The organism is Catenovulum agarivorans YM01 (assembly GCF_000281085.1).
Classification (GTDB): Bacteria; Pseudomonadota; Gammaproteobacteria; order Enterobacterales; family Alteromonadaceae; genus Catenovulum; species Catenovulum agarivorans.
This window is the reverse complement of sequence record NZ_JH767522.1, coordinates 331,529-358,352: the sequence shown is the minus strand read 5'-3', so window position 1 is coordinate 358,352 and position 26,824 is coordinate 331,529. Positions and strand designations below refer to the sequence as shown.

At 40.3% G+C, this 26,824-nt stretch carries 16 protein-coding genes; 8 read left to right on the top strand and 8 right to left on the bottom strand.

Annotated features, from left to right (window positions below):
- Nucleotides 1-32: 32 nt before the first annotated feature.
- Both WSC_RS0104210 and WSC_RS21845 read left to right on the top strand, forming a co-directional pair.
- Nucleotides 33-2,879, top strand: a complete 2,847-nt coding sequence (locus tag WSC_RS0104210) for an insulinase family protein (protein ID WP_016954659.1) — start codon at nucleotides 33-35, stop codon at nucleotides 2,877-2,879.
- Between the two features lie 278 nt (nucleotides 2,880-3,157).
- On the top strand, nucleotides 3,158-5,164 hold the full coding sequence (locus WSC_RS21845; RefSeq protein WP_016954658.1) for a glycoside hydrolase family 53 protein: 2,007 nt from the start codon (nucleotides 3,158-3,160) through the stop codon (nucleotides 5,162-5,164).
- A gap of 54 nt (nucleotides 5,165-5,218) precedes the next feature.
- Here the strand turns inward: WSC_RS21845 and WSC_RS0104200 are convergent, their stop codons facing one another.
- Nucleotides 5,219-7,405, bottom strand: coding sequence for an OsmC domain/YcaO domain-containing protein (locus tag WSC_RS0104200; RefSeq protein WP_016954657.1), 2,187 nt, complete (start codon nucleotides 7,403-7,405; stop codon nucleotides 5,219-5,221).
- A 114-nt stretch (nucleotides 7,406-7,519) separates the two neighbouring features.
- On the opposite strand from WSC_RS0104200, the gene WSC_RS0104195 reads away from it, so the two are divergent.
- Nucleotides 7,520-7,867: an FKBP-type peptidyl-prolyl cis-trans isomerase gene (locus tag WSC_RS0104195; RefSeq protein WP_016954656.1), complete on the top strand. Its 348-nt coding sequence runs from the start codon at nucleotides 7,520-7,522 to the stop codon at nucleotides 7,865-7,867.
- A 10-nt stretch (nucleotides 7,868-7,877) separates the two neighbouring features.
- Here WSC_RS0104195 and WSC_RS21840 read toward each other — a convergent pair whose 3' ends face one another.
- The 3 genes from WSC_RS21840 to WSC_RS0104180 all read right to left on the bottom strand — a co-directional run bounded on the left by WSC_RS21840 (nucleotide 7,878) and on the right by WSC_RS0104180 (nucleotide 13,861).
- Nucleotides 7,878-11,027, bottom strand: coding sequence for an efflux RND transporter permease subunit (locus tag WSC_RS21840; protein ID WP_016954655.1), 3,150 nt, complete (start codon nucleotides 11,025-11,027; stop codon nucleotides 7,878-7,880).
- 11 nt (nucleotides 11,028-11,038) lie between these two features.
- Nucleotides 11,039-12,238 carry an efflux RND transporter periplasmic adaptor subunit gene (locus WSC_RS0104185; RefSeq protein WP_016954654.1) on the bottom strand — a complete coding sequence of 400 codons (1,200 nt, stop codon included), beginning with the start codon at nucleotides 12,236-12,238 and terminating at the stop codon, nucleotides 11,039-11,041.
- Nucleotides 12,239-12,352: 114 nt separating this feature from the next.
- On the bottom strand, nucleotides 12,353-13,861 hold the full coding sequence (locus WSC_RS0104180) for a UxaA family hydrolase (RefSeq protein ID WP_016954653.1): 1,509 nt from the start codon (nucleotides 13,859-13,861) through the stop codon (nucleotides 12,353-12,355).
- A 161-nt stretch (nucleotides 13,862-14,022) separates the two neighbouring features.
- On the opposite strand from WSC_RS0104180, the gene WSC_RS0104175 reads away from it, so the two are divergent.
- Nucleotides 14,023-14,907 carry a bile acid:sodium symporter family protein gene (locus WSC_RS0104175; protein WP_016954652.1) on the top strand — a complete coding sequence of 295 codons (885 nt, stop codon included), beginning with the start codon at nucleotides 14,023-14,025 and terminating at the stop codon, nucleotides 14,905-14,907.
- On the opposite strand, the gene WSC_RS0104170 is transcribed toward WSC_RS0104175, so the two are convergent.
- Complete coding sequence (locus WSC_RS0104170; protein WP_237716279.1) at nucleotides 14,876-16,681, bottom strand: alpha/beta hydrolase family protein; 1,806 nt, start codon at nucleotides 16,679-16,681, stop codon at nucleotides 14,876-14,878. The two genes, WSC_RS0104175 and WSC_RS0104170, sit on opposite strands and share 32 nt — an antisense overlap.
- Nucleotides 16,682-17,034: 353 nt before the next feature.
- Between WSC_RS0104170 and WSC_RS0104165 the strand changes: the two genes are divergently transcribed.
- Both WSC_RS0104165 and WSC_RS0104160 read left to right on the top strand, forming a co-directional pair.
- Nucleotides 17,035-17,796, top strand: coding sequence for a 3-keto-disaccharide hydrolase (locus WSC_RS0104165; RefSeq protein ID WP_016954650.1), 762 nt, complete (start codon nucleotides 17,035-17,037; stop codon nucleotides 17,794-17,796).
- Nucleotides 17,793-21,224, top strand: a complete 3,432-nt coding sequence (locus WSC_RS0104160; RefSeq protein ID WP_016954649.1) for a 3-keto-alpha-glucoside-1,2-lyase-like domain-containing protein — start codon at nucleotides 17,793-17,795, stop codon at nucleotides 21,222-21,224. The genes WSC_RS0104165 and WSC_RS0104160 overlap by 4 nt, the downstream gene beginning before the upstream one ends.
- Nucleotides 21,225-21,244: 20 nt before the next feature.
- Here the strand turns inward: WSC_RS0104160 and WSC_RS0104155 are convergent, their stop codons facing one another.
- Both WSC_RS0104155 and WSC_RS0104150 read right to left on the bottom strand, forming a co-directional pair.
- Nucleotides 21,245-22,099 (bottom strand): hypothetical protein, encoded by an 855-nt coding sequence (locus tag WSC_RS0104155; protein WP_157447178.1) that lies wholly within the window; start codon nucleotides 22,097-22,099, stop codon nucleotides 21,245-21,247.
- A 165-nt stretch (nucleotides 22,100-22,264) separates the two neighbouring features.
- Nucleotides 22,265-22,888: an MlaC/ttg2D family ABC transporter substrate-binding protein gene (locus WSC_RS0104150; RefSeq protein ID WP_016954647.1), complete on the bottom strand. Its 624-nt coding sequence runs from the start codon at nucleotides 22,886-22,888 to the stop codon at nucleotides 22,265-22,267.
- A 658-nt stretch (nucleotides 22,889-23,546) separates the two neighbouring features.
- Between WSC_RS0104150 and WSC_RS0104140 the strand changes: the two genes are divergently transcribed.
- Nucleotides 23,547-24,332, top strand: a complete 786-nt coding sequence (locus WSC_RS0104140; RefSeq protein WP_026016653.1) for a DeoR/GlpR family DNA-binding transcription regulator — start codon at nucleotides 23,547-23,549, stop codon at nucleotides 24,330-24,332.
- A 2-nt stretch (nucleotides 24,333-24,334) separates the two neighbouring features.
- A complete protein-coding gene (gene glmS, locus WSC_RS0104135) occupies nucleotides 24,335-26,164 on the top strand; it encodes a glutamine--fructose-6-phosphate transaminase (isomerizing) (RefSeq protein ID WP_016954644.1) in 1,830 nt (609 codons plus the stop codon).
- 100 nt (nucleotides 26,165-26,264) lie between these two features.
- On the opposite strand, the gene WSC_RS24585 is transcribed toward glmS, so the two are convergent.
- The gene (locus WSC_RS24585) at nucleotides 26,265-26,549 is read right to left on the bottom strand and encodes a hypothetical protein (protein WP_026016652.1); all 285 of its coding nucleotides are present in this window, start codon (nucleotides 26,547-26,549) and stop codon (nucleotides 26,265-26,267) included.
- Nucleotides 26,550-26,824 lie beyond the last annotated feature (275 nt).

Sequence of the window (26,824 nt, the reverse complement as noted above, 5' to 3'; positions counted from 1 at the left end):
TTCTGGATACAATTAAAACAATAGGATTATGTATGAAACTTAAATCATTAAAAAATATTGCCATTGTTGGGCTAATAACCCTTGCTGGCTGCACTCAAACTAAAGTGACTCAGGTTGAATCATTCCCTGAGTATGTCGCGGAAACAGATATTATCAAAAGCCCTAATGATACTCGGCAATATCGTTTTATTACCTTAGAAAACAACATGCGCGTATTGTTGGTGTCCGACCCAGCAACGCAAACTGCAGCAGTGTCGTTAGATGTGCGGGTGGGCGGTTTAAATAACCCAACCAGTCAGCCGGGTTTGGCACATTATTTAGAGCATATGCTGTTTTTAGGCACCAAAAGTTATCCTGAAGCAGACGGTTTTAATAAATTTTTAAGCGAAAATGGCGGTATGCGTAATGCCTACACTGCGCACTCAAATACTAATTATTATTACCAAGTGGTGAATGGCAAATTAGCTGAGTCATTAGCTCGATTTAGCGAATTTTTTACCGCCCCTTTGTTTGATAAAAGTTATAGCGAAAAAGAACTGAGTGCGATAGATAACGAATGGTCGAAGCGTAAATCGGATGACCAATTTGCAAGAATGTTAATTAACAATCGCACCAGTGCAGCAGGCCATCCTATTCATACTTTTAGCATGGGCAATAAACAAACGTTATCGGATAAAGCTGATTCAGAGCTTTATGCACAAATGCGCGAGTTCTATCAAACTTACTATTCAGCTAACTTAATGAACTTAGTGATTGTGAGCCAAGCTGGTTTAGATGAACTAGCACAACTTGCTAAACAACATTTTGCGGTAATTAAAAACCATAATACGCCTGAGCCTTTGGTGACTGCCAAGGGGTTAACTGAAAATGAGCTGAATCAACATATCTACCAAAAAACTACGACTGATATTAAACAGCTGATATTGCAGTTTCCATTTAGCCATCACAATTATCATTGGCAAGATAAATCCTTTGCTTATGTGCACAAGTTATTTAACAGCAAAGATGAAAATACGCTGTACGATTATTTGAACAAACAAGGGTTAATTAATGGTGCAGGTATTGGTTTGCAGTATGGCTATTATGGTGACAATGGTTATATAGAAATTAGTTACTCACTCACAGAAAAAGGCAAAAATAATAAAGATCAGATAATTGCCGCGAGCCAAGCTTATTTTAAGTTGATACAAAACCAAGGTATTCAGCCGCAATATTTTGCTGAGCTACAACAAGTTATGCACAACAAGTTTATTAACTTTAATATGCCATCTGCTGTACGCTTAGCCACTCATTTATCACCTATGTTGCATACAGTGCCAGCCCAGCAGATTATTAAAAGCTCTTTTGATATGGGAGAATTTTCTGAGCAACAAATAAACCAATTATTAAGCCAAATTGATTTTAGCCAAATGCGCGTTTGGCACAGAGGCAATGACCTAACTGCCACGCAACAACTCACCTATGCAGATGGACAATTTGACACTCAAGCAATTAGCCAAGCAGAAATAGCACAGTGGCAGCAAACCGCTGCTGCAATTAACTTAGCCTTGCCAGGTAAAAATGAGTTATTGCAAACAGCTGATGCAACAAAAACTGATTCAGCGCCAAGCTCTGCAACCGCAGAAAAATTACTTAAACCCACAGCCATAGTAAATAAAAAAGGTGCATATGCTTGGTTGGCGCATAGTCAACATTTTGAGCAAAATCAGGGGTATATTGAACTTACGTTAAACTCTGATTTAGCCGCATCAAACATTAAACAATATATGGCAGCCGATATCCTCAAACATTTATGGACAGAAGCAGCGCTGGCGCAAACCAATGCGGCGCAGCAAGCTGGAATTAAAGTATCTATTGGTGAAGGTGCGGATAAAAACTTAAAAGTGTCATTGTCTGGGCCAACTGAGCAGCATTTAAAATTAATCGAAAATGTGTTTAACACCTTAGTTGAATTAAAAGTGGATGAAAGAATTTTTAATCAGAAAAAAGATGAAGCACTCGCTTGGTTAAGCAATCGTGGTAACGATCCGTTAACTGCTCAAGCACAAAAAGAAATGGGCTCGTTAATTCATGCAACAGCATGGCGCTATCACCAGCAAGCGCAGGCGCTTGAACAATTAACTTATCAAGATGTGGTTGAACATCATAATGAATTGCTGGCGAAAAATGCTTTGAATCTATTTGCTTTTGGTAATTATCAACAAGCGGATATCAGCACAATAATGGATAGCTTGTTAGTTAAGTTGCCTGCAAACCGCCAAGCGACAGACTTGCATTACCCTGCTGAGGTAAAACCAGCTTCTGTACAAAGCAGTGTAACCGCTGAACATACAGATGTTGCTGTGTTGCAACAATATTGGTTAGCTGAAAAGTCATTGAAAAAATTTAGTCAAATTCTAACCTTAAATGCGCTATACCAACCTATGTTTTTCAAAACACTCAGAACCGATAATCAGGTTGGTTATGTGGTTGGCAGTTCACCTATGCAATTAAACAAATTTCCAGCTTGGGGTTTTATGGTGCAAAGTAAAACGCACTCGGCAGCACAAATTATTCAGCAAATAGATGGATTTAATCAGCAATTTTCAGCTCAGCTACAAGCGCTACCTGCTACTGTGGTGAATAATTTAACCGCTAGTATTATTCAACAAATAAACCAAGCGCCTAAAAATATCTACCAAGAAATGCATGCGTTTTTGGCAGATTTTAATCAAGGTAATTTTGAATTTGATTCACGTGAAACATTATTGACTAATTTACAACAAGTTACATTAGCGGATGTACAACAGGTGTTTGCTGAAGTAACCGACCCAACTAAACACCAATTGTATAGAGTTGAAGTGGTCGGCAGTAAGTTTAAGCTTGAGCATGTGAATTAGATTTTGTATATATGAATTACAAGGCGAATGTGTTCGTTCGTCTTTTCTTTATCTTCCATTCGCCAGCAATCAAGTTACACATTGTTAGATTACAATGTGTAATAAACTTCTATACAGTGCAGTTATTCTCAGTCAGAGAAAAATAATAGGGCATTAGAAACTAGCTTAGCTAAAAAATGTTAATTTTTGTACAGTTAATTGACAGTTATTAACCTTGGCGCAATACTTTGCCTTTGGTGGGTAAATGTTTACCCTTTTGCTTGGGGAGCGAAATTAAAATGCAATTAGTATCTGAAAAACAAGGAACAACGCAGTTATTACAAGGATGGTTGGCAAAATCTGTGCGCAGTGTATTGGCGGTTACTGCGGTTTCATTGGTGGTGGGATGTGGCTTAGATATCCAAACTGAGGAAAACGATAAACCTGATACACCTGATACACCAGACAATGGTGGCAATACACCTGTATTAACCTCGTCTATTTATGTTAATCCTGTGGATATTGACGATAGTTTTATCAAAGGTGTTGATATCTCTACTGTGCAGCAGGTAGAGCAAGCCGGTGGTAAGTTCTATAACGAGGATGGCATTGAGCAAGACGTTTTCAGCATCTTGGCTGAGCACCAAGTAAACTGGGTACGTTTGCGTGTTTGGAATGATATCAATGATGTTTATTGGTCAGCTGATGTTAATGGTGGCCAAGCGGTTTCCGGGCCAATTGGCGGTGGTAACAATGACCTAGCGACCGCTATTGCTCTGGCTAAACGCGCTAAAGCGCAAGGACTAAAAGTTTTACTCGACTTCCACTACAGTGATTTTTGGGCGCATCCGGGTCAGCAATATATGCCAAAAGCTTGGCAAAATTTGTCAGCAGCAGAAGTTGAAACTGCACTATATAATTTTACCTACGATAGCCTAATGGCTATGCATGCTGATGGTGTTTTTCCAGATATGGTGCAAATCGGCAACGAAATTAATACAGGTTTGGTTGCGCCACAAGGCAATGGGGTAACCTCAGCTGGTACAATTGCATTACTAAAACAAGGCATTCAAGCTGTGCGTGATGCCGAGGTACAAGCGAATGCTTCTGCTGAAATTATGTTGCATTTAACTGAACCACAAAAAACTGATTTTATAGCGTCAGTTTACGCAGCTTTTGATAACCAGCAGTTAGACTACGACATTATTGGTTTATCTTATTATCCATATTGGCATGGAACCTTATCTCAATTACAAGTTGCGATGGATAGACTTGCCAATGAACGTAATAAACCTGTGGTGATTGTTGAAACTGCTTATGCATTTACTACCGATGTAGGCCCTGATGGTGGCAGCAATATCTTTGGTAATGCAGATGCGGAAATTACAGGTTACTTCCCAAGTGTTCAAGGCCAAGCTTCATTTGTTCGTGACTTAATTGAGCGCATTGCGAATGTTCCAAATGATTTAGGCGCGGGTGTGTTTTATTGGGAACCAACTTGGTTAGGTGTGAGTGGTGCTGGCTGGATCTCTGGTCAAACAAATGGTTGGGAAAACCAAGCTATGTTTGATTATTCAGGCAAAGTGCTAGATTCACTCGATGTTTTTTGGTTGGTGTCTGAAACGGCAGATATGCAACCTATGGCGGTTGACTCGGTAGAAACTGTTCTTTTAGAGCTAGACGCAGGACAAACAACTATCACCCTACCAAGCGAAATTCGCGTGGTATATAACACAGCTCAATTTGCTGATATGCAGGTAACTTGGGGGAATACTAGTTCAATAGATGCAAGTGCCAGTGCTGACTATCAAATAGAAGCGTTTTTAGCCGATGGTTCAAGTATTACTGTACCTGTTAGTGTATTGGTGAAAAAACAAAACGTGTTGTTAGACAGCAGTTTTGAGTCTGGCAGTTATAGCCAATGGATTTTGGCAGGTGATAGCATTTTTACTATCAGTGATGATGCAAACGCCGCGTTAACCGGTCAATACACTTTAAACTATTGGTTAGACCAAGACTTTAAAACCACATTAACGCAAAATTTAACTGGCCTAGATAATGGTAAATACTTGTTAAGTGCTGCAATTATGGGTGAGAGCAAAGGCGCAACTGCGAGTAAAATAATGGTTACCTCTGGCACTAATACTGCGGAAGTTGCGTTAACAACCAGTGGTTGGTTAAATTGGGCTACTTTTACCACTGAAGTTGAAGTGGTCAATGGCCAAGCTGACATTGTATTGTCGTTAGATGAAATTGCTCAATCTTGGGGTTACATTGACGATATTACTTTCACTCCAATGTTTTAAATTGGTAATTAGGCGCTAGATTTTTTTAGACAATCTAGCGCCTTGATTTGAATATTATAACCCCGCCGCTTTTTTGCGTGCGTTATGTAACTTTTTATAGCTGTCAATTAAGCGTAAATGTCGGTCTAATCCTTCAAGTTTCATACTGGTTGGGGTTAAACCATAAAATTTAACGTCACCATTAATTGAGCCAACCACATTTTCCATGACTTCGTCGCCAAACATACGTTTGAAGTTAAAAATGAAATCATCTAACTCTAGTTCTTCATCTAAGGTTACTTCTAAAGCAGCACTGACTGCTTGGTAAAATAAAGTACGTTCAACTGTATTGTCGTTGTATTGTAAAAACTCACCCACTAACTCGATTGCTTGTTCAAGCTCACCAACCGCAAGGCAAATTAGAATTTTTAGCTCAAGTATGGTTAATTGACCCCAAACTGTGTTTTCGTCAAACTCAATACCAATCAGGGTAATAATGTCGATATAGTTATCTAGCTGGCTGTCTTCTAAGCGCTCATATAAATCAACTAACTGATCTTCCGACAACTTGTGGATATTTAGGATATCTTCACGGTATTGCAGCGCTTTGTTGGTATTGTCCCAAATTAAATCTTCAACTGGGTACACTTCTGAATAGTCCGGCACTAGGATACGGCAAGCACTTGCGCCAAGGTGTTCGAACTTAGCCACATAAGCTTCTTTGCCTAAATCGGCTAAAATACCAAATAAGGTTTCGCACTCTTGTTCATTGTTGCCAGAGAAATCCCACTCAACAAAATCATATTCAGATTTGCTGCTAAAGAAGCGCCATGAAATAACCCCAGTTGAGTCGATAAAATGCTCAACAAAGTTTTCTGGCTCAGATACTGCCATGCTGTTAAAGGTAGGTTTTGGAATATCATTTAATCCTTCAAAACTGCGCCCTTGTAATAACTCAGTTAAGCTGCGCTCTAGTGCCACTTCAAAACTTGGGTGTGCACCAAATGAAGCAAATACACCACCGGTTTTTGGGTTCATTATGGTGACGCACATTACAGGGAATTGGCCACCTAATGATGCGTCTTTCACCAATACAGGAAAACCTTGTTGTTCTAAACCTTCAATACCGGCAACTATGCTTGGGTATTTGGCTAATACTTCTTTTGGTACGTCTGGTAAAACAATTTCTTGTTCGATAATTTGGCGTTTAACCGCGCGTTCAAATATCTCAGATAAACACTGTACTTGCGCTTCAAAAATATTATTGCCCGCGCTCATACCATTGCTTAAAAACAGGTTTTCAATAATGTTTGATGGAATATAAACAGTTTCACCATCGCTGTGGCGTGTGTATGGAATACAACAAATACCACGTTCAATATTACCTGAGTTGGTGTCGATTAAATGCGAACCTTGCAGTTCACCATCAGGGTTAAAAATATCTAAACAGTAGTCGTCTAACATGCCTGCTGGCAGTGAGTCGTCTTCGGTTAATTCAAACCATTTTTCATTCGGGTAATGGACAAATTCAGCATTGGCTATGTCTTCACCCAAAAATTGGTCATTGTAGAAAAAGTTACAATTTAAGCGTTCGATAAATTCGCCTAATGCGCTACACAAGGCACTTTCTTTGCTTGAACCTTTACCATTGGTAAAACACATAGGTGACGCGGCATCACGAATATGCAGAGACCAAACATTTGGCACTATATTGCGCCACGATGAAACCTCAATTTTCATACTTAAGTCAGCCAGTTGCTGAGTCATATTGGCTATAGTTTTTTCTAGTGGTAAATCTTTGCCAACAATAAAGGTTTGATTATTTTCATCTGTATCAACCATTATCATGGCTGAAGCGTCTTGCGCTAAACTTTCTACCGCTTCAACAATAAATTCTGGGCCTGTTTGCACTACTTTTTTCACTGTACAGCGGTCGATAGAGCGCAAAATACCGATGCGATCTTTTTCTGAAATGCTTTCTGGAAGTTCTATCTGAATTTTAAATTGCTGCTTGTAGCGGTTTTCTGGATCAACAATATTGTTGTGCGCTAAACGAATATTGTCGGTTGGAATATCACGCGCTAAACAATACACCTTAACAAAGTAGGCGGCACACATAGCTGATGAAGCTAAAAAATAGTCGAATGGACCCGGTGCAGAGCCATCGCCTTTATAACGAATTGGTTGGTCGGAAATGACGGTAAAATCGTCAAATTTGGCTTCAAGGCGTAAGTTGTCTAAATAATTTACTTTAATTTCCATCAAAAATTCCAATTCACTAGGTGAGTGTTTAACATGCTACAAATATGGGCGTATTATCCAATTTTTTACAGCAGACGTCTTGGATAAATCTATTTTTTTCGCGTGGAACAAAAAATGACAGATACAAAAGAACTCGAAATCACAGATATTGTAGTGGGTGACGGCAAAGAAGCGGTTAAAGGTGCATTAATTACCACTCATTATGTTGGTTATTTAAATGACGGTAGTAAATTTGATTCATCAATCGATAAAGGCCGCCCGTTTCAATGTGTTATTGGTACAGGCCGAGTAATTAAAGGTTGGGATCAAGGCATATTGGGTATGAAAGTAGGTGGAAAACGCAAACTATTTGTACCATCACATTTAGCTTACGGCGAACGCAGCATGGGCGATAAATTGCCAGCCCATTCAGATTTAACCTTTGAAATAGAGTTGTTAGAAGTATTAACGCGCGACGATTAGTCGCGTGTTATTAATTAACTTCAATCTCAACATCGCCTTTGTTGATTCGTTGAACTATTTTAGCACCTAACCTTTTAATCCAGTTGCTAAACTTATGACTTTGCCAATATAAAGTTGGCACAAATATCAAAGTAACAACTGACGCAAACAACACCCCAAATGATAAAGCGACCACCATGGGGATTAAAAACTGTGCTTGGTTGCTCTTTTCAAACAGAATAGGCAATAAACCGACAAAGGTGGTAAGTGAGGTTAATACGATGGCGCGGAATCTATCGACGCCTGCTTGCACTACTGCATGTTTAACATCTACTCCTTGTTCAACTAGATCTTTAAGCCGTGAGAGCAAAACTAGGTTGTCGTTTACCACAACACCAGCGCAGGCTAAAAAGCCAAAAAATGACATCATGCTGATATCTAAATCTAGTAATAAATGCCCCCAAACTGCGCCCATAAAACCAAAAGGTACTGCGGTTAATACTAATAACGGTTCCCAATACGAGCGGAATACTATCGCCATCAACGCATAAGCAATTGCTAGCGCCACCAACAAGTTAACTTGCAAACCTTGGGTAAAAGCTTGTTGTGCGCGTAAGTTACCGTCGGTACTTAAATTTAACCCTATATGTTTGAGTTGCCATTGCGCTAAATTATCGCTGAGCATTTGTTCTACAGTAGCATTGGCATCATAGCCTTCTTGGATATCTGCGGTTATTTCGATATTACGGCGTCTATCTACCCTTTCTATTTGACTAAATCCAGGAATGAGTTTCACATCCGCTACTGTTTCAATTGGTACTTCATAACCTTGTGGATTGCGAATACGCATTGAATAAATTTCATCTAAACTGCGGCGATGTGATTCTGGGAACTTGAGCATCACTCGCACGTCTTCTTTACCACGTGGAATGCGCTGAACCGTTTCACCATAAATCGCTTGGCGTACTTGGCGCGCTATCATGGCTAAGTCTATCCCTAAAGTTTCAGCATGCGGTTTTAGCGACAGTTCAACTTCGATTTTTTCTGACTCTAAACTCGAACGTACGTTGATAACCCCAGGGTAACTGGCGAGTGTATCTGAAACGTCCGCAACCGCAGCTTGTTGGCTAGTTAAGTCATTGGCAGCAATATTCATATTTAAGAAAATATCCGATTGTTCACCACCAAAACTAAAGGCTAAAGAATAACTTTTTGCTTCAGGTAAGGGGCCTATCATATCTTGGAGTTTTTTCGAAATATCCTGCACGGGCAAAATGCGAATTTCCGGCATGGATAAACCCACAAATACATTGGCATTACCGGTACGAGCATTGGTTTTTATTTCAGTTACAAAAGGCACATTGTCGTTGGCAGCGAGCATTTCTTGGTCTTCACTCAGTTGCTGAACTTTGCCTTCAATATAATTGGCGATGCGTAATGCTTCGCTGTAAGGCGCAGCTTCAGGCAAGCTAACATTTACGGAAATAAAGGTTTGAGGAATGTTCGGGAAAAAGCTAGTGTTTAGCCAACCACCAACAAAAGAGGCGACACTGAGTGCGCAGGCCAAAACAAAGGCAACCAAAGTCGCGCCACTTTGTTCAACCATGCCCACAAGCTTTTTGCCATAAGTGTTTTGCGCAAACTGTTCCATTTTATCTGCAAGCATTTGGCGTTTATTTTGTAATGTCGCCAATAAAACAACTTTAGATTGTTTTTCTGGTTTTAAATGGGCTAAATGCGCCGGCAGAATCAATAAACATTCAACCAAAGAAAAAATTAAACTCAAGGCCACTACAAAGAAAATTGAGTGAGTAAAAGGCTCAACATCCATTGGCACAAATAACATGGGGGCGAATAAAATAATCGTGGTTAATACCGCTAACACCACAGGTTTTAATACTAATTGGCTACCAATAATCGCGCTGTCTAAACGGTTTTGTAGTTGTTTCTTTTGTTGGCTATAAACAGCTTCGCCGACCACAATCGCATCATCAACCACAATACCAAGCACTACTAAAAAGGCGAACATAGAAAACATGTTCACAGTGACATCAAAATAGGTTAATAACCAAATTGCGCCAGCAAAAGCTGTGGCAATACCAACACATACCCATAAAGCCAAGGCTGGACGTAGAAACAAAACTAAAATGATAAAAACCAGTACTAGGCCGCCGAGCGCATTATCGGTTAATAAATTTAACCGGCTGTCGAATAGCTCTTTCATTTCATAATTGATGTCTATTTGCATACCCGCAGGCAGGTTTTTATTTAATTCTAATAAATAGTTACGAGCGTTTTCTGTACCAGCAAATAGGTCTGGATCGTCACTGATCATCACGCGAAAATCGACCGCTTTTATGCCATTAAATTTAACCGACGAGTCATCTTCGGTGAAACCATCATCAATTTGCGCAATATCACCTAAGAGAATTTCTCGGCCTTGTGCGTCCGACATAATAACAATTTGCGCAAAATCGGCAGCGTTATACGCTTGGTTACGCGTTTGAATTTGAATATTGCCAACAGACGATTTTATTGTGCCTGCTGGTAAATTAAGTGATGCATTGCGAATGGCTGTAGCTATTTGATCAAAAGTTAAATTGTATTTTCTAAGTTGATATTCAGACAGCTCGATACTGACTTCATCGGCTTTAGTGCCTGAATAATTAACAGTTGAAACTCCTTCTAATAATGCCATTTCATCGGCTATTTGCTGCGCCTTGGCTTTCATTAATTTATCGTCAGCATCACCCGATAAGGTAAAAAACATCAGCGGCACGCGGTAAATACGCTGGCTGATGATCGGCCGTTCGGTATTGCCGGGAAAGGTATTGATTGCATCAACTCTCAGTTTTATATCCGCTAAAGCTTCTTTAATTGGATAACCTTCAACTATCTCAACTGAAACATTAGCGCTACCGTTTCTGGCTGCAGAGCGTATCTGAAAAATACCGGGTAAATCGGCAATGGCTTCTTCGATGCGGGTAACTATTTGTTGTTCAACTTCTCTGGGGCCTGCACCCAAATACGCCATATTTATGTTGACTACATTGGTTTCGGTCGATGGAAATACTTCTTTCTCGACTTCTTCTACCCCATAAATACCACCGAGAAATATGGTTAACATGAGTAAGTTGGCGGCAACTGAGTTACGTGCAAACCAAGCGATTAATCCATTCATTTGTTTTGCCTCTAGTTAGCGTCAGTCAGTTGCGCTGTTGCTGGTGTTTCAGCTTGGGTGGTGACATCCGTTCCGGGTGAGAGAAAACCGAGTTTATTGATAATAACTTGGCTGCCATTAGCTATTTGTTGTGCTGTTATCCACACTGTGTCGGTTGATTTTGCAATTACTTCAACTTGCTGTTGCAGCACTTTACTATTTTCATCTACTAGATAAATTTGGTTGCGTTTAAACAAGGCTTGTTTTGGTAGTTGAATCAAGTCTGCGATAGGTTTACTGGTTATTTTGCCGTTAACAAACATGCCAACCAAAATAGGTAAACCTTGTTGCGACATCTGTTGGTTTTGTTCTAAAGTCACAATTAAATCTAGCATGCGTGTATTGTTATCTAAACGAGCACCAATGCGTTCGATTTGGCCAAACCATGTATGTTGTTGGCCAGCATAAAAGCTAGTTATTTCGACTGCTGAATTCTGCTTAGGCTGCTGTGAAAGCCGTAAGATTGATAGATCAATCAGGCCGGTTTGTTTTTCGGTTAGCGGCAATTTTATTTGCACTTTGCTGGTGTCATACACAGTTGCTAAGGTGGTACCAGTTCCAACAAATTGACCTATACCCACTTGGATATTTTCAATTCGACCAGTAAATGGCAAGGATACTTTTGTCCGAGCTAAATCAAGTTTAGCTTTAGTAACATTCGCTTGCGCGGCGGCGAATTTGGCTTGGGCAGCAGCGAGTTGTGGTTCACGTTTAAATAACGCATTAGCAGCTGCATTACCCAGTTCTTGCCATTGCCTTTGCGCTTCTTGTGATTGCGCTTGTTCGGTTGCAAGTTGCATTTGTGCTTCAGCTAAAGCAGATTGTGCTTGTGCTAAAGCTACTTGATAGTTACTGTCGTCTAACTCAATCAGTATTTGGTTGGCGCGAAACACGCCACCATCAGCAAAGTTGTCTGCTATTTTTACTATTTTGCCGCTCACTTGCGGCATAAGCTGTGAGCTGCGTTGAGGTTCCACTGTGCCTTGGCTTTCAAGTAAAACAGTTTGCGTGGTTTTTTCTACACTAACAGTTTCAACCTGGGTTTTGACCACAGGTGTTTCTACTGGAGGAGCTGGCTGTGGTTTAGGTTTGGCTGTTGCTACAACAAAAACAATTGCCACTCCGGGAATGAGGATTTTTAGCGCGAGTGGAATTTTTGAAAAAAAGGTCATTGATTAGTTCCGGCATCATAATTGAGTTCCAGAAGTCAATTTAACATTTAATCATACTAATCTATACATTTATTACAATTACATACGTATGCAAATGTAATAAATGTATTTATCTTAAAGAGTTACACCACTTTTCCAAATACCAATTTCACGATTATCATTTTTTTCGTTATTGGTTTGTTCGCCAGATGCCACGCGTAATATGTATTCAAATAGCGCGTTGGCACTGTCATCAACACTGATGCCTTTATCTAAAATTTCTCCAGCGTTAAAATCTATCCAATGTGGTTTGCGTTCAGCAATGCCTGAATTACTGGATATTTTTACTGTTGGAATTGGAAATCCAAGTGGCGTGCCACGGCCTGTGGTGAATAACACCATATTTGCCCCGGCAGCTGCTAACGCAGTGGAAGATACAGCATCATTACCCGGCGCTTGTAGTAAGGTTAAACCTTGCTCTAAGGTGGCGATTTGGCCGTAATCTATTACTTGGTTAATGCTTGCGCGACCACCTTTTTGAATGGCACCTAGTGACTTTTCTTCTAATGTGGTTAAACCGCCAGCTTTATTGCCCGGTGATGGATTTTCGTAAACAGGTTGATTATTAGCGATAAAGTATTGTTTAAAGTCACTGACCAGTTTTACGATTTTCTCAAATATGTCTGTGTTGACAGCACGGTTCATTAATACTTGCTCAGCACCAAACATTTCTGGTGTTTCAGTTAAAATAACTCGGCCACCATATTGAGTTAATATGTCGGTTACTCGGCCAACTATCGCATTTGCAGTAATACCGCTAAAACCGTCCGAGCCACCACACTTCATGCCTAATGCCAGTTTACTCACAGGTTGAGTGGTACGTTTATCTGTCGCCATTAATTCGAGTAATTCGGCTACATAATCTACGCCAGTTTGAATTTCGTCCATGACCTCTTGGGAGTTGTAATAGCGAAATCTTGAGGTGTCGATATCTGGTAAATCAGCGATTAATTTTTTTAGCTGATTGTTTTCGCAGCCTAAACCTATCATTACTACACCGCCAGCATTAGGGTTTTGCATTAAGCTAGATAATAAGGTTTTGGTGTTGGATAAATCGTCACCTAATTGTGAGCATCCAAATGGGTGAGTGAGGGCAATAAAATCATCTGCTTGGCCAGCATATTTTTGTTTGCAAATGTCTGTGATTTTTTTCGCTGCTTGGTTTACACAACCGACTGTATTTATTATCCAAATTTCGTTGCGAATCCCTACTTTGCCATTGCCGCGTAAATAACCGTTAAAAGTTGGGATATTTTGCTGTGTTGGTGTATCAACTAACTGAGCTTGGTATTGGTAAGTTTCAGAACCGTCGAGTTTAGTGCGTAAATTATGGCTATGTACATGCTGGCCGGCAGCTATATCTGCGGTTGTTTGGCCAATGCTATAACCATATTTAAAAATGTCGTCACCTTGTTTGATGGACGTTAAGCTGAGTTTATGCCCTTGGCTGATATCTTCCGCCAATGTTATTTGCGTACCTGAAATTTCTATAGTTTGGCCTTTACTTAAAGGTGCAACCGCAACTGCAACATTGTCATTTGGATGTACTTGTACCGCTAAACTAGCAGAAGATGAATTGTGCATAATTAAACTCCCGATTATCAGATCCTATTTAAGACCAACTTTTGTATTTTAGCACAGTGTTACTACCGGTGGCACTTGTGTTTTATCCAAGCCAAACAGGCTATTTAATAAAACCCTGACTATGCTTGTTAATAAACTTTTATCTGTTTTTAGGTGTGTATATGCAAGCAACTGTTTTGTCGCAAGTAATCTTACCTGCTTCGTTATTTATTATTATGCTCGGTATGGGCTTGTCGCTAAAGTTAGCCGATTTTAGCCGGGTGATAACCTACCCAAAAGCTGCATTTATTGGCATCACTAGCCAAATGCTGCTGTTGCCCTTGGTTGGTTACATTATGGTGATTCTGTTTGGTTTTACTGCAGAGTTAGCGGTTGGTTTAATGTTATTAACCTTTTGCCCTGGTGGTGTTACCTCCAACATGTATAGTTATTTATCTGGAGGGGATACGGCTTTATCTATTAGTCTAACCGCTGTGGTCAGTTTAATCACACCATTTAGCATACCTTTGTTAACCGTGTGGATGATGGATATCTTTATGGCTGAATCACAAGCCTTCTCTTTACCGTTAGGCAAAACCATAGCTCAATTGGTAGTGATCACTATAGTGCCAGTGGCAATCGGTATGTGGATACATGCGAAATGGCCAAGCTTTTCCGCAAAGGCAGACAAACCAGTGAAAATTCTGTCGTTGGTATTTTTGTTTGTAATTATCGCCGGCATAGTCGCTAATGAGTGGGCTAATATGGCGGACTACTTCTTAACCACAGGTTTAGCCACTTTTATTTTAAATGTTAGCACCTTGGCGTTAGGTTTTTTTATTGCCAAATGGACGGGGTTAAACAAAGCTCAGTCGATCAGTATTGGCATTGAAGTTGGCATTCAAAACGGCACTTTAGCTTTGCTGGTGGCGAATAGTATTTTGCAAAATCCTTTAATGACCACCCCAGCCATCACATATAGTTTATTGATGTTTGTCACTGGGGCTGGTTTTGGGTATTTGGTTTCGGGAGCTTCTACAAATACTGACGTAAAAAATCTTCCATAGCCTGGAAGGCTTTTAGCCTATCTTGGGCATTTGATAGATAGTGATTCGCGTCTGGCAGTGGTAAATAATTCACTTGTTTATCGGCGCTCTGCAGTGCTTGAAACATATCTTCACTTTGCTCTATTTTAACAGAGCGATCTTTGTCTCCATGAATTAACAAGATAGGCGTGGTGATTTTGTCGACATATTTTAACGGTGAGTTATCCCATAATTGGTTGCGGTCTTCACCTATTTGTTTTTTTGCTATCTCGTATCCAATAAACTTTTTGTGTGATTTAACTAATTTTTCAATGTCGCTAATGCCTGCAAAACTAATAGCACATTGGTATAAATCAGGTGTTTTTACTGTACCCATTAAAGCAGCATAACCACCATAACTACTGCCAACAATACAAATTTTTTGTGGGTCAGCTATGCCTTGTTTGATTAACCAGCGCGTACCGTCTTCAACATCATCTTGCATGCTTTGCCCCCAAGCTTGAATACCTTGGTGCATAAAGTCGTAACCATAGCCGTACGAACCACGAAAGTTCATTTGAAACACAGCGTACCCTCTATTGGCAAAAAACTGTGTCCAATAGTCAAAGTCGTCATTATCAAAACTAATAGGGCCGCCATGGGGAAATATGACGGTTGGTAAATTCTTTTGTTTGTCTCCAAGAGGTAGCGTCAAATATGCATCTATCTTTAACCCGTCTCTTGCTTGATAGCTAAGCTTCTGTTTTTCTGCCATTAAACTTGGTTTCAATTCGTTATATTTGTTGGCAATTTTGCTGAGTGATCCTGTGGTTTTATCCCCTAAAAAATAGACGCCTGCATTGGTGTCTGAGGTGGAATATAAAACATAACGGTTTTCATCCAAGCTGCTGCTAATAATGCGGTTGCGTAAATTAGGCAGCGCTGAATCTAATTCTTGTTTAAAAGCTTTAGCTTGTGGATGCCAGTATGTATTGCCTTTCCCCACATAATCACCAATTTTGTTTGAATAGCGCATTTTGCCCGTTAAGTCGCGTTTGTTTGCATCTTGCACTAATTGCAATTGTTTATCATTGCTGCTTAAGTCAACTTTAAAGACAGCTAAATAACCTTGATGGTAAGCTTGTACATACAGTATGTTCGGGTTTTTGGCAAAACCCAGTGGAGTAATAACGTCTTCTGAGAATGCTTGGTACGACCATAGTTTGGTAAAATCTTTAATGGATTTGTTGTTGGCTGGGACTTGGTAAATTGTGTATTCGTCTTTGTTCCTTGCTGTGGCAATGCGTACATTACCTTGTTGGTCTGTTAGCCAACCTCTAACATCTTCATATGGCATTTGCACATATTGTTCGCGCTCACCATCTTTTAGCGATATTTTTACCACTGAAGGCTCTGCGTTGTACATTCGTCCGCCAATTTCAATTAAAAAGTGGTCTGGCTCATTTGGTAATAGATCTAAAATGACCGATTGAACGTTAGGCACATAATGTAAGTCGTTCAAAAATGATGCGGATAAGGTACCTGTCATTTTTTTATTGATGACATTGAGTTTTAATAAACGGTATTCGTTTACCAATAAACCTTTGCGCAATTGTGGATAAACAACATCTACTAATAAGTATTGATTATTGGCCCAGACTAAATCGGAGAATCTATATTCTTTGTCATCGGTAAAAGCTAGATAACTGCGTTTGTTGTTGGATAAATCGTGTAACGCTATGGCTGTACCGGATTGATTGGGTCGTTTAATCGCGACCATGTAAGCGATTTTATTACCATCGGGTGAAAGTCTCACGTTCACTGCATCGGGTTTACTAGCAAAAGCTGCTGTTGGTAAAGCGTTAGTTGCTTGTACGTTGATTGAGTAGCAGCTCAGAAATAAGTTAATTGTAAGTAATAGAAAAAGTCGGCTGACTTGCATGTGTTATCCCTAATCATTGTTTTATTTGGGATTGTAGCTAGCCAATTCCGTAATTCAGAGCAATTTTCTATAACAATTGTTAATGTTGGGTAGTTGTAATACTTATGCTTGCCAAGTAGATTAAGTAAAATAATTTAAAAATAAAATAAAAGAAATTTAACAATAAACATACCAAAATAGCGGACTAACCAGCCTGACAGTTGGTCATTTTAGGAGTAAAGCCACACATGCAAACTTATAATAAATATTTATCAGCTGTTATTTTAACGGCATGTACATGCGCGAGCAGTTTAGTTAACGCCAATGGCGTTGAACAACCTGCGCCGGAATGGACTGAGTATTGGGAGCCTGAACCAAGAGTTGTTACCCCTGGCCCAGTACCGTCAGATGCAATTGTTTTATTGGGCAAAGATACAGGTTTATCACAATGGCAACATAAAGAAGGTGAAGCTGCCAAATGGACTTTTGATAATGGTGTTATGACAGTAAAAGCTGGCACCAGCGGCGTCAATAGCAAACAAAAATTCTGTGATATGCAATTACATATTGAATGGCGCACCCCACCTAAAGGCAAAGAAGATTGGCAAGTGGGACAAAACTCTGGCAACAGTGGTATTTATATTCAAGGCCGCTACGAAGTTCAGGTATTAGACTCGTATCAAAATCGCACTTATTCAAATGGCCAAGCGGGTTCTGTATATAAACAAACCCCACCTTTAGTAAATGCCAGCAAACCAAATATGCAGTGGCAAACTTACGATATTATCTACCGCGCACCAAGGTTTGACTCTGAGGGTCGTATCGATCAAAAAGCTTATGTAACTGTATTGCACAATGGTGTATTAGTGCAAAACCATACACAAATTCAAGGTCCAACGGTTTTCCGTGGTTACCCTAGATATACTGAAGCGCATGGTTGTGAGTCTATTCACTTACAAGATCATGGTAACCCTGTTAGTTATAGGAATATTTGGGTAAGGCCACTATGAGTGCGTATTTAAATAAATACTTATTTGTACTTGCAGCGCTGCAGGGATTGTTTGCTTGCTCAGAAACAGAATCACAGAGTTCAACTGAGCAGCAGTCTGCAGTAGCTGCACAAACGAGCCAGCTCAAGTTTGAAGGTATTGATTTTAGTTTGGCGGATGAATGGCATCTGGTAAAAGAAGTTGAGCTGAATGCAACCCAACAAGCTTTTGTGCCACAACAGGGAAAAGGCGTGTTGGTCAATATTTCGAGCCAAGGCAATGATCACCCTGCAAGTAAATTGATCACAGCACAAGAGTTTAGCGACTTTCAGTTAGAATTTGATTTTAAACTAGCGAAAAATACTTGGTCAGGCGTTTATTTGCTTGGACGTTATCGGATTAATTTAAATGACGCTTATGGCAAAACTGAACTGTGGAATGGTGCTATGGGTGGGTTACACCCAAGGTTTGACGACGACAGAGAGTGGAAACACTATGATGGTGTGGTTGCTAAAGCCAACCCGAGTCAGCCAATTGAGCAATGGCAACATCTAAGCATAGAATTTCGTGCACCTAGGTTTGATCAACATGGTTTAAAAACCGCTTATGCCGAGTTGATGCAAGTTAAATTTAACGGTGTAACTATCCACCAAAACCAAATTGCAACTGGCCCGGGCCAAGGCGCGTTGACGCAAAACGAAGTTAGCAAAGGTCCCGTGGTCTTTTTAGGTAATGCAGGACCATTGGCGCTGCGCAATATTAAAATTACCCCACGTGATTTTAGCGATTATTCGCCAAAAGTAGCTGTGGCTAAAGAGCACCAAGCGCCATTAGACGATACGCTTGGCAAACCTATGCTCAACTTAGTTGAGCTCGGCAAAAAAGCTTTTGCCGCTAAAGGTTGCAAAGAATGTCACGAAACCCAGAAAGATGCGCAATCGGTTAAAACTGGGCCAAACTTGTATGGCGTATTTAGTCCGAATATTAAACAGCATACAGTGATAAGCGCTAAAGGTGATAAAGAGCAAATAGCCGCTGATGCGCAATATTTGTTGGATTCTATACGTGCTTCAACCTTGCAAATTGCAACTCGCACCAAGGCTGATGGCACTGAACAGAAATTCTTTCCAATTATGCCGTCTTATAACGCGCAGGCGATTAATCAGTTAGAAATTGATGCCTTACTTGCTTATTTACATACGCTCAATGATAACGGCGAACAAGGTGCTGCTTATGTTTGGCAAGCTCAGCCAGAAAAACCTTATGTACTGGTTGAAGATTTAACTGCTGAGTTAGTCAGCGACCAACCAAGACTTGCACGTGTGAACATAGGTGAATACGTATCTGGCCGTGCTTATCATGTGGGTTTACCCAATCAAACTAACTATAGTTTTGATCCAAGAACTTTCGCTTTTGAAATGATTTGGTCAGGGCGATTTTTAGATTTAAAACACGAAAAACAAGGCCGTGCTGATGCACCAAGTAATATTGGCCGTGGCGCAAAATTTTGGCCGCGTGAGCATACTGCTAATTTATTTCAACCTAAACTCGCATCGGGTGATTGGTTAGATTTTAGTTTTAAACAATCTGCGGAATTAACCAAAGATTTAGCTAAACAACTATTAGCTGACAAAGAAGACTTCGCGGCAAAATTAGCCAAAGTTGATGCTGAATTTGTTGGTGTGACAACGCCAACTAAACAAATTCCAACTTTTAGTTATCGCGTTAACCAAAATTATGTTTCGGTTAAATTAGACACTGAGCAATCAGGCAAAATTGCCGCTGAATTTACTTTCAATAATAGCAGCGAATTGACCTTAGCTTTACCAGCTACAGGATTAAGCCAAATCCAAGTAAATCACGGTAAAATTACCGGTGATGTTTGGCAGATCCCTGCGGGTAAACACAACAAAGTGACCTTCACTGCATTGGTTGCAGATGCGCCGCAAGTTAAATTGGTCGACAAGAATATTCCGCCGCAAAAAAATTCACCACAACCGCTGATTTGGAGCGAGTTTAATGGTGAGGCTGTATTACCTGCAGGGTATGCAATTGAAAGTGCACTCGATCCAAACGACTTATTTGGCCGCCGTGTGTTGTTTGAACCATTAGGTATTACATTTACCGACAAAGGTAATGCTTATGTCAGTACCCGTACTGCTGGTGTTTGGAAAATTACTGATGGCAAATGGCAACAATTTGCTGAAGGTACTTTTGATTCAATGGGCTTAGTAGTAGAAGACGAAAACCAAATTATTGTTGGTGAAAAAGCCGGTTTAACTCGTTTAATCGACAAAGATAACGACGGTTGGGCTGAACAGCGCGAAGTAGTGTCGGATCAATTCCGTTTTCACGCTAACTATCACGCCTATTTGCACGGGCCAGTTAAGTTATTAGATGGTAGTTTGTTATATAACCTTAATTTAGGTCATGGTATGCCAAGTGGTTATACCGCAGGTGGCATTATGGGCACAACGGGTGGATATCGTGGTTGGGCTATGCAGGTCGATAAAAATGGTATCACCAAACCTTATGCTTATGGTTTGCGTAGTCCAGCAGGTATTGCGGTCAGAGATGATGGCAAAGTATTTTATACCGACAACCAAGGTGATTATCACGGCACCTCTAAACTTTATCTGTTAGAGCAAGATAAATATTATGGGCACCCTGCGTCACTTGTCGATTTACCGGGGAAAGTACTAGGTGATGCTGCAATTGATTGGCAGCAGTTTAAAGACAAACGTGCTTTGCCTGTCGGTTTATTACCTCATGGCCGCGCAATGAACTCACCGGGCAACCCTGTATGGCAAACAGCTAAAGTTAAATTTGGCCCCTATGTTGGGCAGATGTTTGTTGGTGACCAAACTCAATCGAACATATTCCGTGTGCATATTGAAGAAGTAAACGGGGTGATGCAATCTGCGCTATTGCCATTTATGACGGGCACAGCCTCAGGTGTCATGCGCTTAGCCTTTTCTCCTGAAGACAATAGTTTATGGGTAGGACAAACCGGCCGTGGCTGGTGGGCCAAAGGTGGTAATTTAACTGCACTGCAGCGTATAGTCTGGGATGGCAAAACCATTCCACAATCTATCCATTCAATTAATGTTACTAGCAGTGGTTATAGCATTAACTTTACTCAGCCGATTAACAAAGCGCAGCAAGCTAGTTTTGCCAAATTAAAAGTGAGTTCTTGGTTCTATCAAGAAGACTTTAATTACGGATCGGCAGAAAAAGGTTTACGCGATGAAGTGATTGGTAATTTGCAGTGGTCGAACAATGGCAAAAGTTTAACTTTTACCTTGGCTGATTTTGCTGTGGATACAGCTAAAGCTGCAATAGCGACAAATCGAGTGTATGAGTTTGATTTATCTGCAACTGATTTCGGCAAAAGCTTAGATGTGTTCCATAACAAAGCTTATTACACGTTAAATTCTGTGCCTAAATAACAAGTCTATTTTTTGTTTGTTTAAAAGCCAGCAGCCTGTTCGAAAGACTGCTGGCTTTTTGTTAAATCTAATAAATATGCTTGGTCATGGCTATACATATCCTGGGATAAATTTATATTATCTATATAAAAGATCCGACGGTTCTCTAATTTCGCTAAGTGTAAATAAGCAGCAAAATAGTTAAATAATAAAGTATCTAACTGACCTGATTTGTGTAGTTTTAACAAACCAAATTCTAAACGTTTGGCTAAATTCAATTGTTTTGGCGACACATAAAAATAGTAAGGCAAGTAGGTATAGAGTGCTATATGACGGTCGTAACTTAGTTGTGGAATTTCCTTTTTAAACGTTTCGAGTTCTATATAAGCTTCGGCAATATCGCGGTTTAAGCTATCGAATCTACCTAAAGCTAACATTTTAAATAAACCTTTATAGTTTGCCGTTGAAACCACGTTAAAACCGTGATGGAGTAAAATTTTCTCGGTAGACCAGTATTGCTTTTGCCCGGTTTTAAATTGTTTCACTTGTTCGAGCGTATTGGCGTTTTTATATAAATCTACATTCTGCTGCATAACTAGAAATATTCGATAACTCGACAAGCCGCGGCGAATAGGAAAAGCTACTCTTAGGTTGTTGTTAAGCTGGCCTTTGAATGGTGGAGACGCGATGACATTAATGATATTTCCTTTGGTGAGTTCGAGTGCTTGGCGACTTCTTGGCATTGTCACTGCAGAGCGAGTTAACTCGAAAAGACCAAACTCTTGCTCAGTTTCCACTAAAACGGCTTTGAGTAGTGCGAGGTGATATTCTTCGCGTTTATCAAAATTTTGTTCAGGCGAATAGGCCATTACCTTGTCTAACGCTAACAATTTCAATGGCAATAGCAGTATAAACCAGCATGTGCAGAACAGGCTAAATATAATGAGTGTTGTTCGGAATGATGCTGGTCGCATTGGGTGCTAACTTATTTGTTTGCTATTAAAAAAGCTTAGTTCAAATAAGTAGCGCCAACAACTTTGTTACTTGGGGAATAGAGTTTATTAACTGTTTAATTCAGCAATCACTTTCTCGATATTTGCATCGGAAATTCGTTTGGTTATTTCGCTTTGTTTAGCACTTAACAATGAAATACCTTCGGCAACCATGTCGTAAACTTTCCATTCACCTTTGCCGTTTTTACGCATTTTAAAATGTAAATCAATCGCCGGTGCACTTGGGTCAACAATACGTGTTTTCACTGTCGTGTACTTGTCTTCCACTTGACCGTTTTGTTCAAAAATAACTTCTTGTCCTTTATAAGCCATAAGTGCATTGGCATAGGTAACGGATAAATAGTGTTCTACTGCTTGGGAAAACTGTTGGAACTGCTGTTTATTTATTTTGCGCACGTGTTTACCGAGCAATTTATACGAGACAAAATCCACATCTATATGTGGCATCAGCTGTTTGTTGATGATATCGCGCAGGGCTAAACGTTTTTGGCTGTCGTCTAGTTGCAGTTGTTTTATTTCGCTAAATAGGTTTTGTCCTACTTGGCTGAGTAACTGGTTAGGATCTGCATTGTTTGCTTTGGCGCTAAATGCGAACACAGCTAGCATGGTTGCAAATAGTAAACTTCCAATTGTTTTAACTATATTTTGAGTTTGTTTGCTGTGGCTAAACATAACTGTTTTCCTTTTAAATAACATGGGGGCATTTTAGTCCGTTTTTATGCGGATATTTAGATCTTATTTTGCATTATATTGTTGCTTGATGCGCACTAATGTAACGAATTGTAACCCGAGTGAAATGCTACCGGTGTCTTTTGCGGGTTTTATTGCTAGCGCAGCAAAACCATAGTCTAGAAGTCAGCAGTTAAATGGAGTATTACTCGCAAAAGCGCTTCGAGGTTGGTGCAAACGGGCTGGAAATCCCGAATAACTCACCAAACGCTGCAAGTCATCCCTGAGCGCTCTCGAATTGCATCCATGCAATTCAAGGTTGGTTCGTTTATTCGAAATTCCCATCCTTACTAAGCAAATTTATTGCTGCGTGTGACTAATTGGCGATAAAAATGTCAGATAGAAGTCTGTTGGAATGCTGATTTTCTAAAACTTCAAAAGGCAGGAAGCCTTTTGTGAGCGGCCATGGATTGGCGAAAAGCGTTTTTAGAAAATTATGCTTCCAATGGGCTTTGTTGCACAAACTATCCAGCGCAACTTTGCTCCTGAGTACCAACGCACAAAATTTCACCTTTATATTGCACAAAACAAAAAGCTTCGTTTAAAATGCACAAACTTTCGAAACGAAACTTATAAAAACAAATTTTAAGAAACCGAAACTTTGTCAAAACGAAATACTCAACAGCGACGACACAAAATCGTCCAACAAGTCAATCAACTAGGTGAAGTGACAGTCGAAGCGCTGGCGAGTCAATTCGATACCTCAGTTGTTACGATTCGAAAAGACTTAGCTGAACTCGAAAAAAGTGGCCAATTATTACGCCGCTACGGTGGCGCAGTGCCATTGCCGCAAGAAGTGATCACAGATGGCGAAAAAGCCTTATCCGCGGCCAAACAAGCAATTGGCAATAAAGCCGCTGAACTTATACGTGATCACAATCGCATTATCATAGACAGCGGCCGCACAACTTCTAGTTTAATTTCTCACCTAAGCCAAAAGGCGGGATTAGTAGTGATGACAAATGCATTAGAAGTCGCCAATCAATTACGTGAATTAGAGCGCGAACCTACTATCTTAATGACAGGCGGCACTTGGGATCCACATTCAGAGTCTTTCCAAGGGCAAGTTGCCGAACAAGTTTTACGTAGTTACGACTTCGACCAATTGTTTATAGGCGCCGATGGTATTGATTTAAATAGAGGAACGACTACCTTTAATGAACTAATAGGTTTAAGCCGAGTAATGGCAGAACAAGCACGCGAAGTGATTGTTATGGTAGAGTCAGACAAAATAGGCAGACGTATTCCAAACCTAGAACTTACATGGCAACAAATTACTTATTTGGTGACCGACGACGGCATCAGTAAACAAGCAATCGAACAAATTTCAAATATGGGTGTGACTATAGTGGTCGCCAAAACAAATCAACAACAAGCGGGAAAATAACAATGTGTGGAATAGTCGGTGCAGTAGCACAACGTGATGTAGCAGAAATTTTATTAGAAGGATTACGCCGATTAGAATATCGTGGATACGATTCAGCCGGTTTAGCGGTAATCGACAACGGCCAATTACAAAGATTACGCCGCGTTGGTAAAGTTAAAAACTTATCTGACAGCTTGGAAGAGCAATTTTTAGCCGGTGGCACTGGTGTGGCGCATACACGTTGGGCAACCCATGGCGAACCAAGTGAACGCAACGCCCATCCACATATGTCGAACGAACGCATTGCAGTTGTGCACAATGGTATTATCGAAAACTATCGTGAATTAAAAGCAGAGCTAGAAGGTGAAGGTTATAAGTTTGTTTCTGAAACCGACACTGAAGTTTTGACCCACCTTATCCACAAATATTTAGCTGAAAGTAACAACTTATTTGCTGCGGTACAAAAAGCTGCAAAAACTGTTACAGGTGCATACGGCACCGCAATTATCGACCAACAAAACCCAGACGAAATGGTTGTTGCACGTTCTGGTAGCCCACTTGTTATAGGTTTAGGTATTGGCGAAAACTTTGTTGCGTCTGACCAATTAGCTTTATTGCCTGTAACCAGCCGTTTTATCTATTTAGAAGAAGGTGATGTTGCACGCATTACCCGTAAATCGGTAGAAATTTTTGATAAAAATGGTGAGCAAGTAGAGCGCAAAGTAAACCTTGTAGATGCCAAAGCAGACTCGGCTGACAAAGGTGAATACCGCCACTACATGATGAAAGAAATTTACGAGCAGCCAACTTGTGTGCGTCAAACATTAGAAGGTCGTTTAACTTCAGCAGGTGTAGAAGCTGGTATTTTTGGTAATGGTTTTGAAGAAGTTATTCCAAAAATTAAACACGTAACTATAGTTGCGTGTGGCACCAGTTATCACGCAGGTATGGTGGCTAAATATTGGTTTGAACAATACGCCAACGTAAGCTGTAGTGTTGAGATTGCCTCTGAATTCCGTTACCGCAAATTCTATGTGCACGAAGGTAGCTTGTTTGTGTCTATTTCACAATCAGGTGAAACGGCTGACACATTAGCAGCGTTGCGTTTAGCGCAAGAGCAAGGTTATTTGTCGTCATTAACTATTTGTAACGTGCAAGGCTCGTCATTAGTCCGTGAATCAGACTTCAACTTTATGACTCGCGCAGGTACTGAAATTGGTGTGGCTTCAACTAAAGCATTTACCACCCAGTTAGTGTCATTGCTTATTTTGGTATTAGCTTTAGGCAAACAAAAAGGTTTAACTGCTGAAAACGAGAAAGAAATTTGTGCTTCGTTAATGCAACTGCCGGGCAAAATTGAGCAAGCTTTATTAGCCAATAAAGAAATTGAAGATTTAGCTGAAGAATTTGCCGACAAAAACCATGCATTATTCTTAGGCCGTGGCGACCAGTATCCGATAGCGATGGAAGGTGCGTTAAAACTGAAAGAAATTTCATACATTCATGCAGAAGCATACGCAGCAGGTGAATTAAAACACGGCCCAATCGCGTTAATTGATGCTGAAATGCCAGTAATAGTTGTTGCACCAAACAACGAATTATTAGAAAAACTGCATTCAAATGTTGAAGAAGTGCGTGCGCGCGGCAGTATTTTATATGTGTTTGCCGACAACGACGCTAAATTCCAAAGTGACGAAACCCAGCGGGTGATCAACGTTGTACCAACTGACGACATTATCGCGCCAATCGTCTACACAATTCCGCTACAGTTATTAAGCTACCACGTGGCTGTGATTAAAGGTACGGATGTTGACCAACCAAGAAACTTGGCTAAGTCAGTGACAGTTGAGTAGGGCATTATCCGCAACTGGAAAATAATATAAAGGGCTCCATGAGCCCTTTGCTTTATTCTTGCACTTGCCAATGGCCGGTTTTATCTGTTGTTATCCCAACTCATTTCTTACTTAACAAATAAACAGCCAAACCTACTAACCCCACCGCAAGCAAAGCGCCTGCTGTGTTGTCTTTTTCTTTTGCTTTGACAAAATAACGGCTGTGAGTGCGTTTAAGGTCATCAATTGAGTTGGCTTCAAATACAACCACTTCCATTTCGTGATGGTTATTTTGAAAATGTTGCTGCTCTTTTTGCAAACCCGCCATTTGTGCACCGGCATAGTCGCTGTATTCCGCCAATTGTGTTTCTTTACTGGTGCGATTGTGCTCAATTAAATAGTACATGACGAATCGCCTTCTCGATCTGCTCAATACTCGTTTAGTTATTTTTAAGATATTTTTGCGCAAATTGGTGATAGCAAGGTAATTGTGCAAGTACCGCTTGCACAAATTCTGCACTAGGCCATGAAGCTGCAAAGAGCGCATGTATTTTAGATTTCTTGGTGAAGACCCTTTCATGTCTGGAAATGCAGTGCGCAGATCATGCGCTAGCTTGTCTATTACTTTAGCATTTAGCCTATAAGCAAACAAAAGTTTATTGCAGCGGCCATCTAGGTTAG

Bases quoted from the DNA above. Each gene is read 5' to 3' on its own strand.
- WSC_RS0104200 (WP_016954657.1), bottom strand. From the start codon at position 7,405: ATGGAAATTAAAGTAAATTATTTAGACAACTTACGCCTTGAAGCCAAA.
- WSC_RS21840 (WP_016954655.1), bottom strand. From the start codon at position 11,027: ATGAATGGATTAATCGCTTGGTTTGCACGTAACTCAGTTGCCGCCAAC.
- WSC_RS21845 (WP_016954658.1), top strand. From the start codon at position 3,158: ATGCAATTAGTATCTGAAAAACAAGGAACAACGCAGTTATTACAAGGA.
- glmS (WP_016954644.1), top strand. From the start codon at position 24,335: ATGTGTGGAATAGTCGGTGCAGTAGCACAACGTGATGTAGCAGAAATT.
- WSC_RS0104165 (WP_016954650.1), top strand. From the start codon at position 17,035: ATGCAAACTTATAATAAATATTTATCAGCTGTTATTTTAACGGCATGT.
- WSC_RS0104185 (WP_016954654.1), bottom strand. From the start codon at position 12,238: ATGACCTTTTTTTCAAAAATTCCACTCGCGCTAAAAATCCTCATTCCC.
- WSC_RS0104180 (WP_016954653.1), bottom strand. From the start codon at position 13,861: ATGCACAATTCATCTTCTGCTAGTTTAGCGGTACAAGTACATCCAAAT.
- WSC_RS24585 (WP_026016652.1), bottom strand. From the start codon at position 26,549: ATGTACTATTTAATTGAGCACAATCGCACCAGTAAAGAAACACAATTG.
- WSC_RS0104150 (WP_016954647.1), bottom strand. From the start codon at position 22,888: ATGTTTAGCCACAGCAAACAAACTCAAAATATAGTTAAAACAATTGGA.
- WSC_RS0104195 (WP_016954656.1), top strand. From the start codon at position 7,520: ATGACAGATACAAAAGAACTCGAAATCACAGATATTGTAGTGGGTGAC.
- WSC_RS0104210 (WP_016954659.1), top strand. From the start codon at position 33: ATGAAACTTAAATCATTAAAAAATATTGCCATTGTTGGGCTAATAACC.
- WSC_RS0104160 (WP_016954649.1), top strand. From the start codon at position 17,793: ATGAGTGCGTATTTAAATAAATACTTATTTGTACTTGCAGCGCTGCAG.
- WSC_RS0104175 (WP_016954652.1), top strand. From the start codon at position 14,023: ATGCAAGCAACTGTTTTGTCGCAAGTAATCTTACCTGCTTCGTTATTT.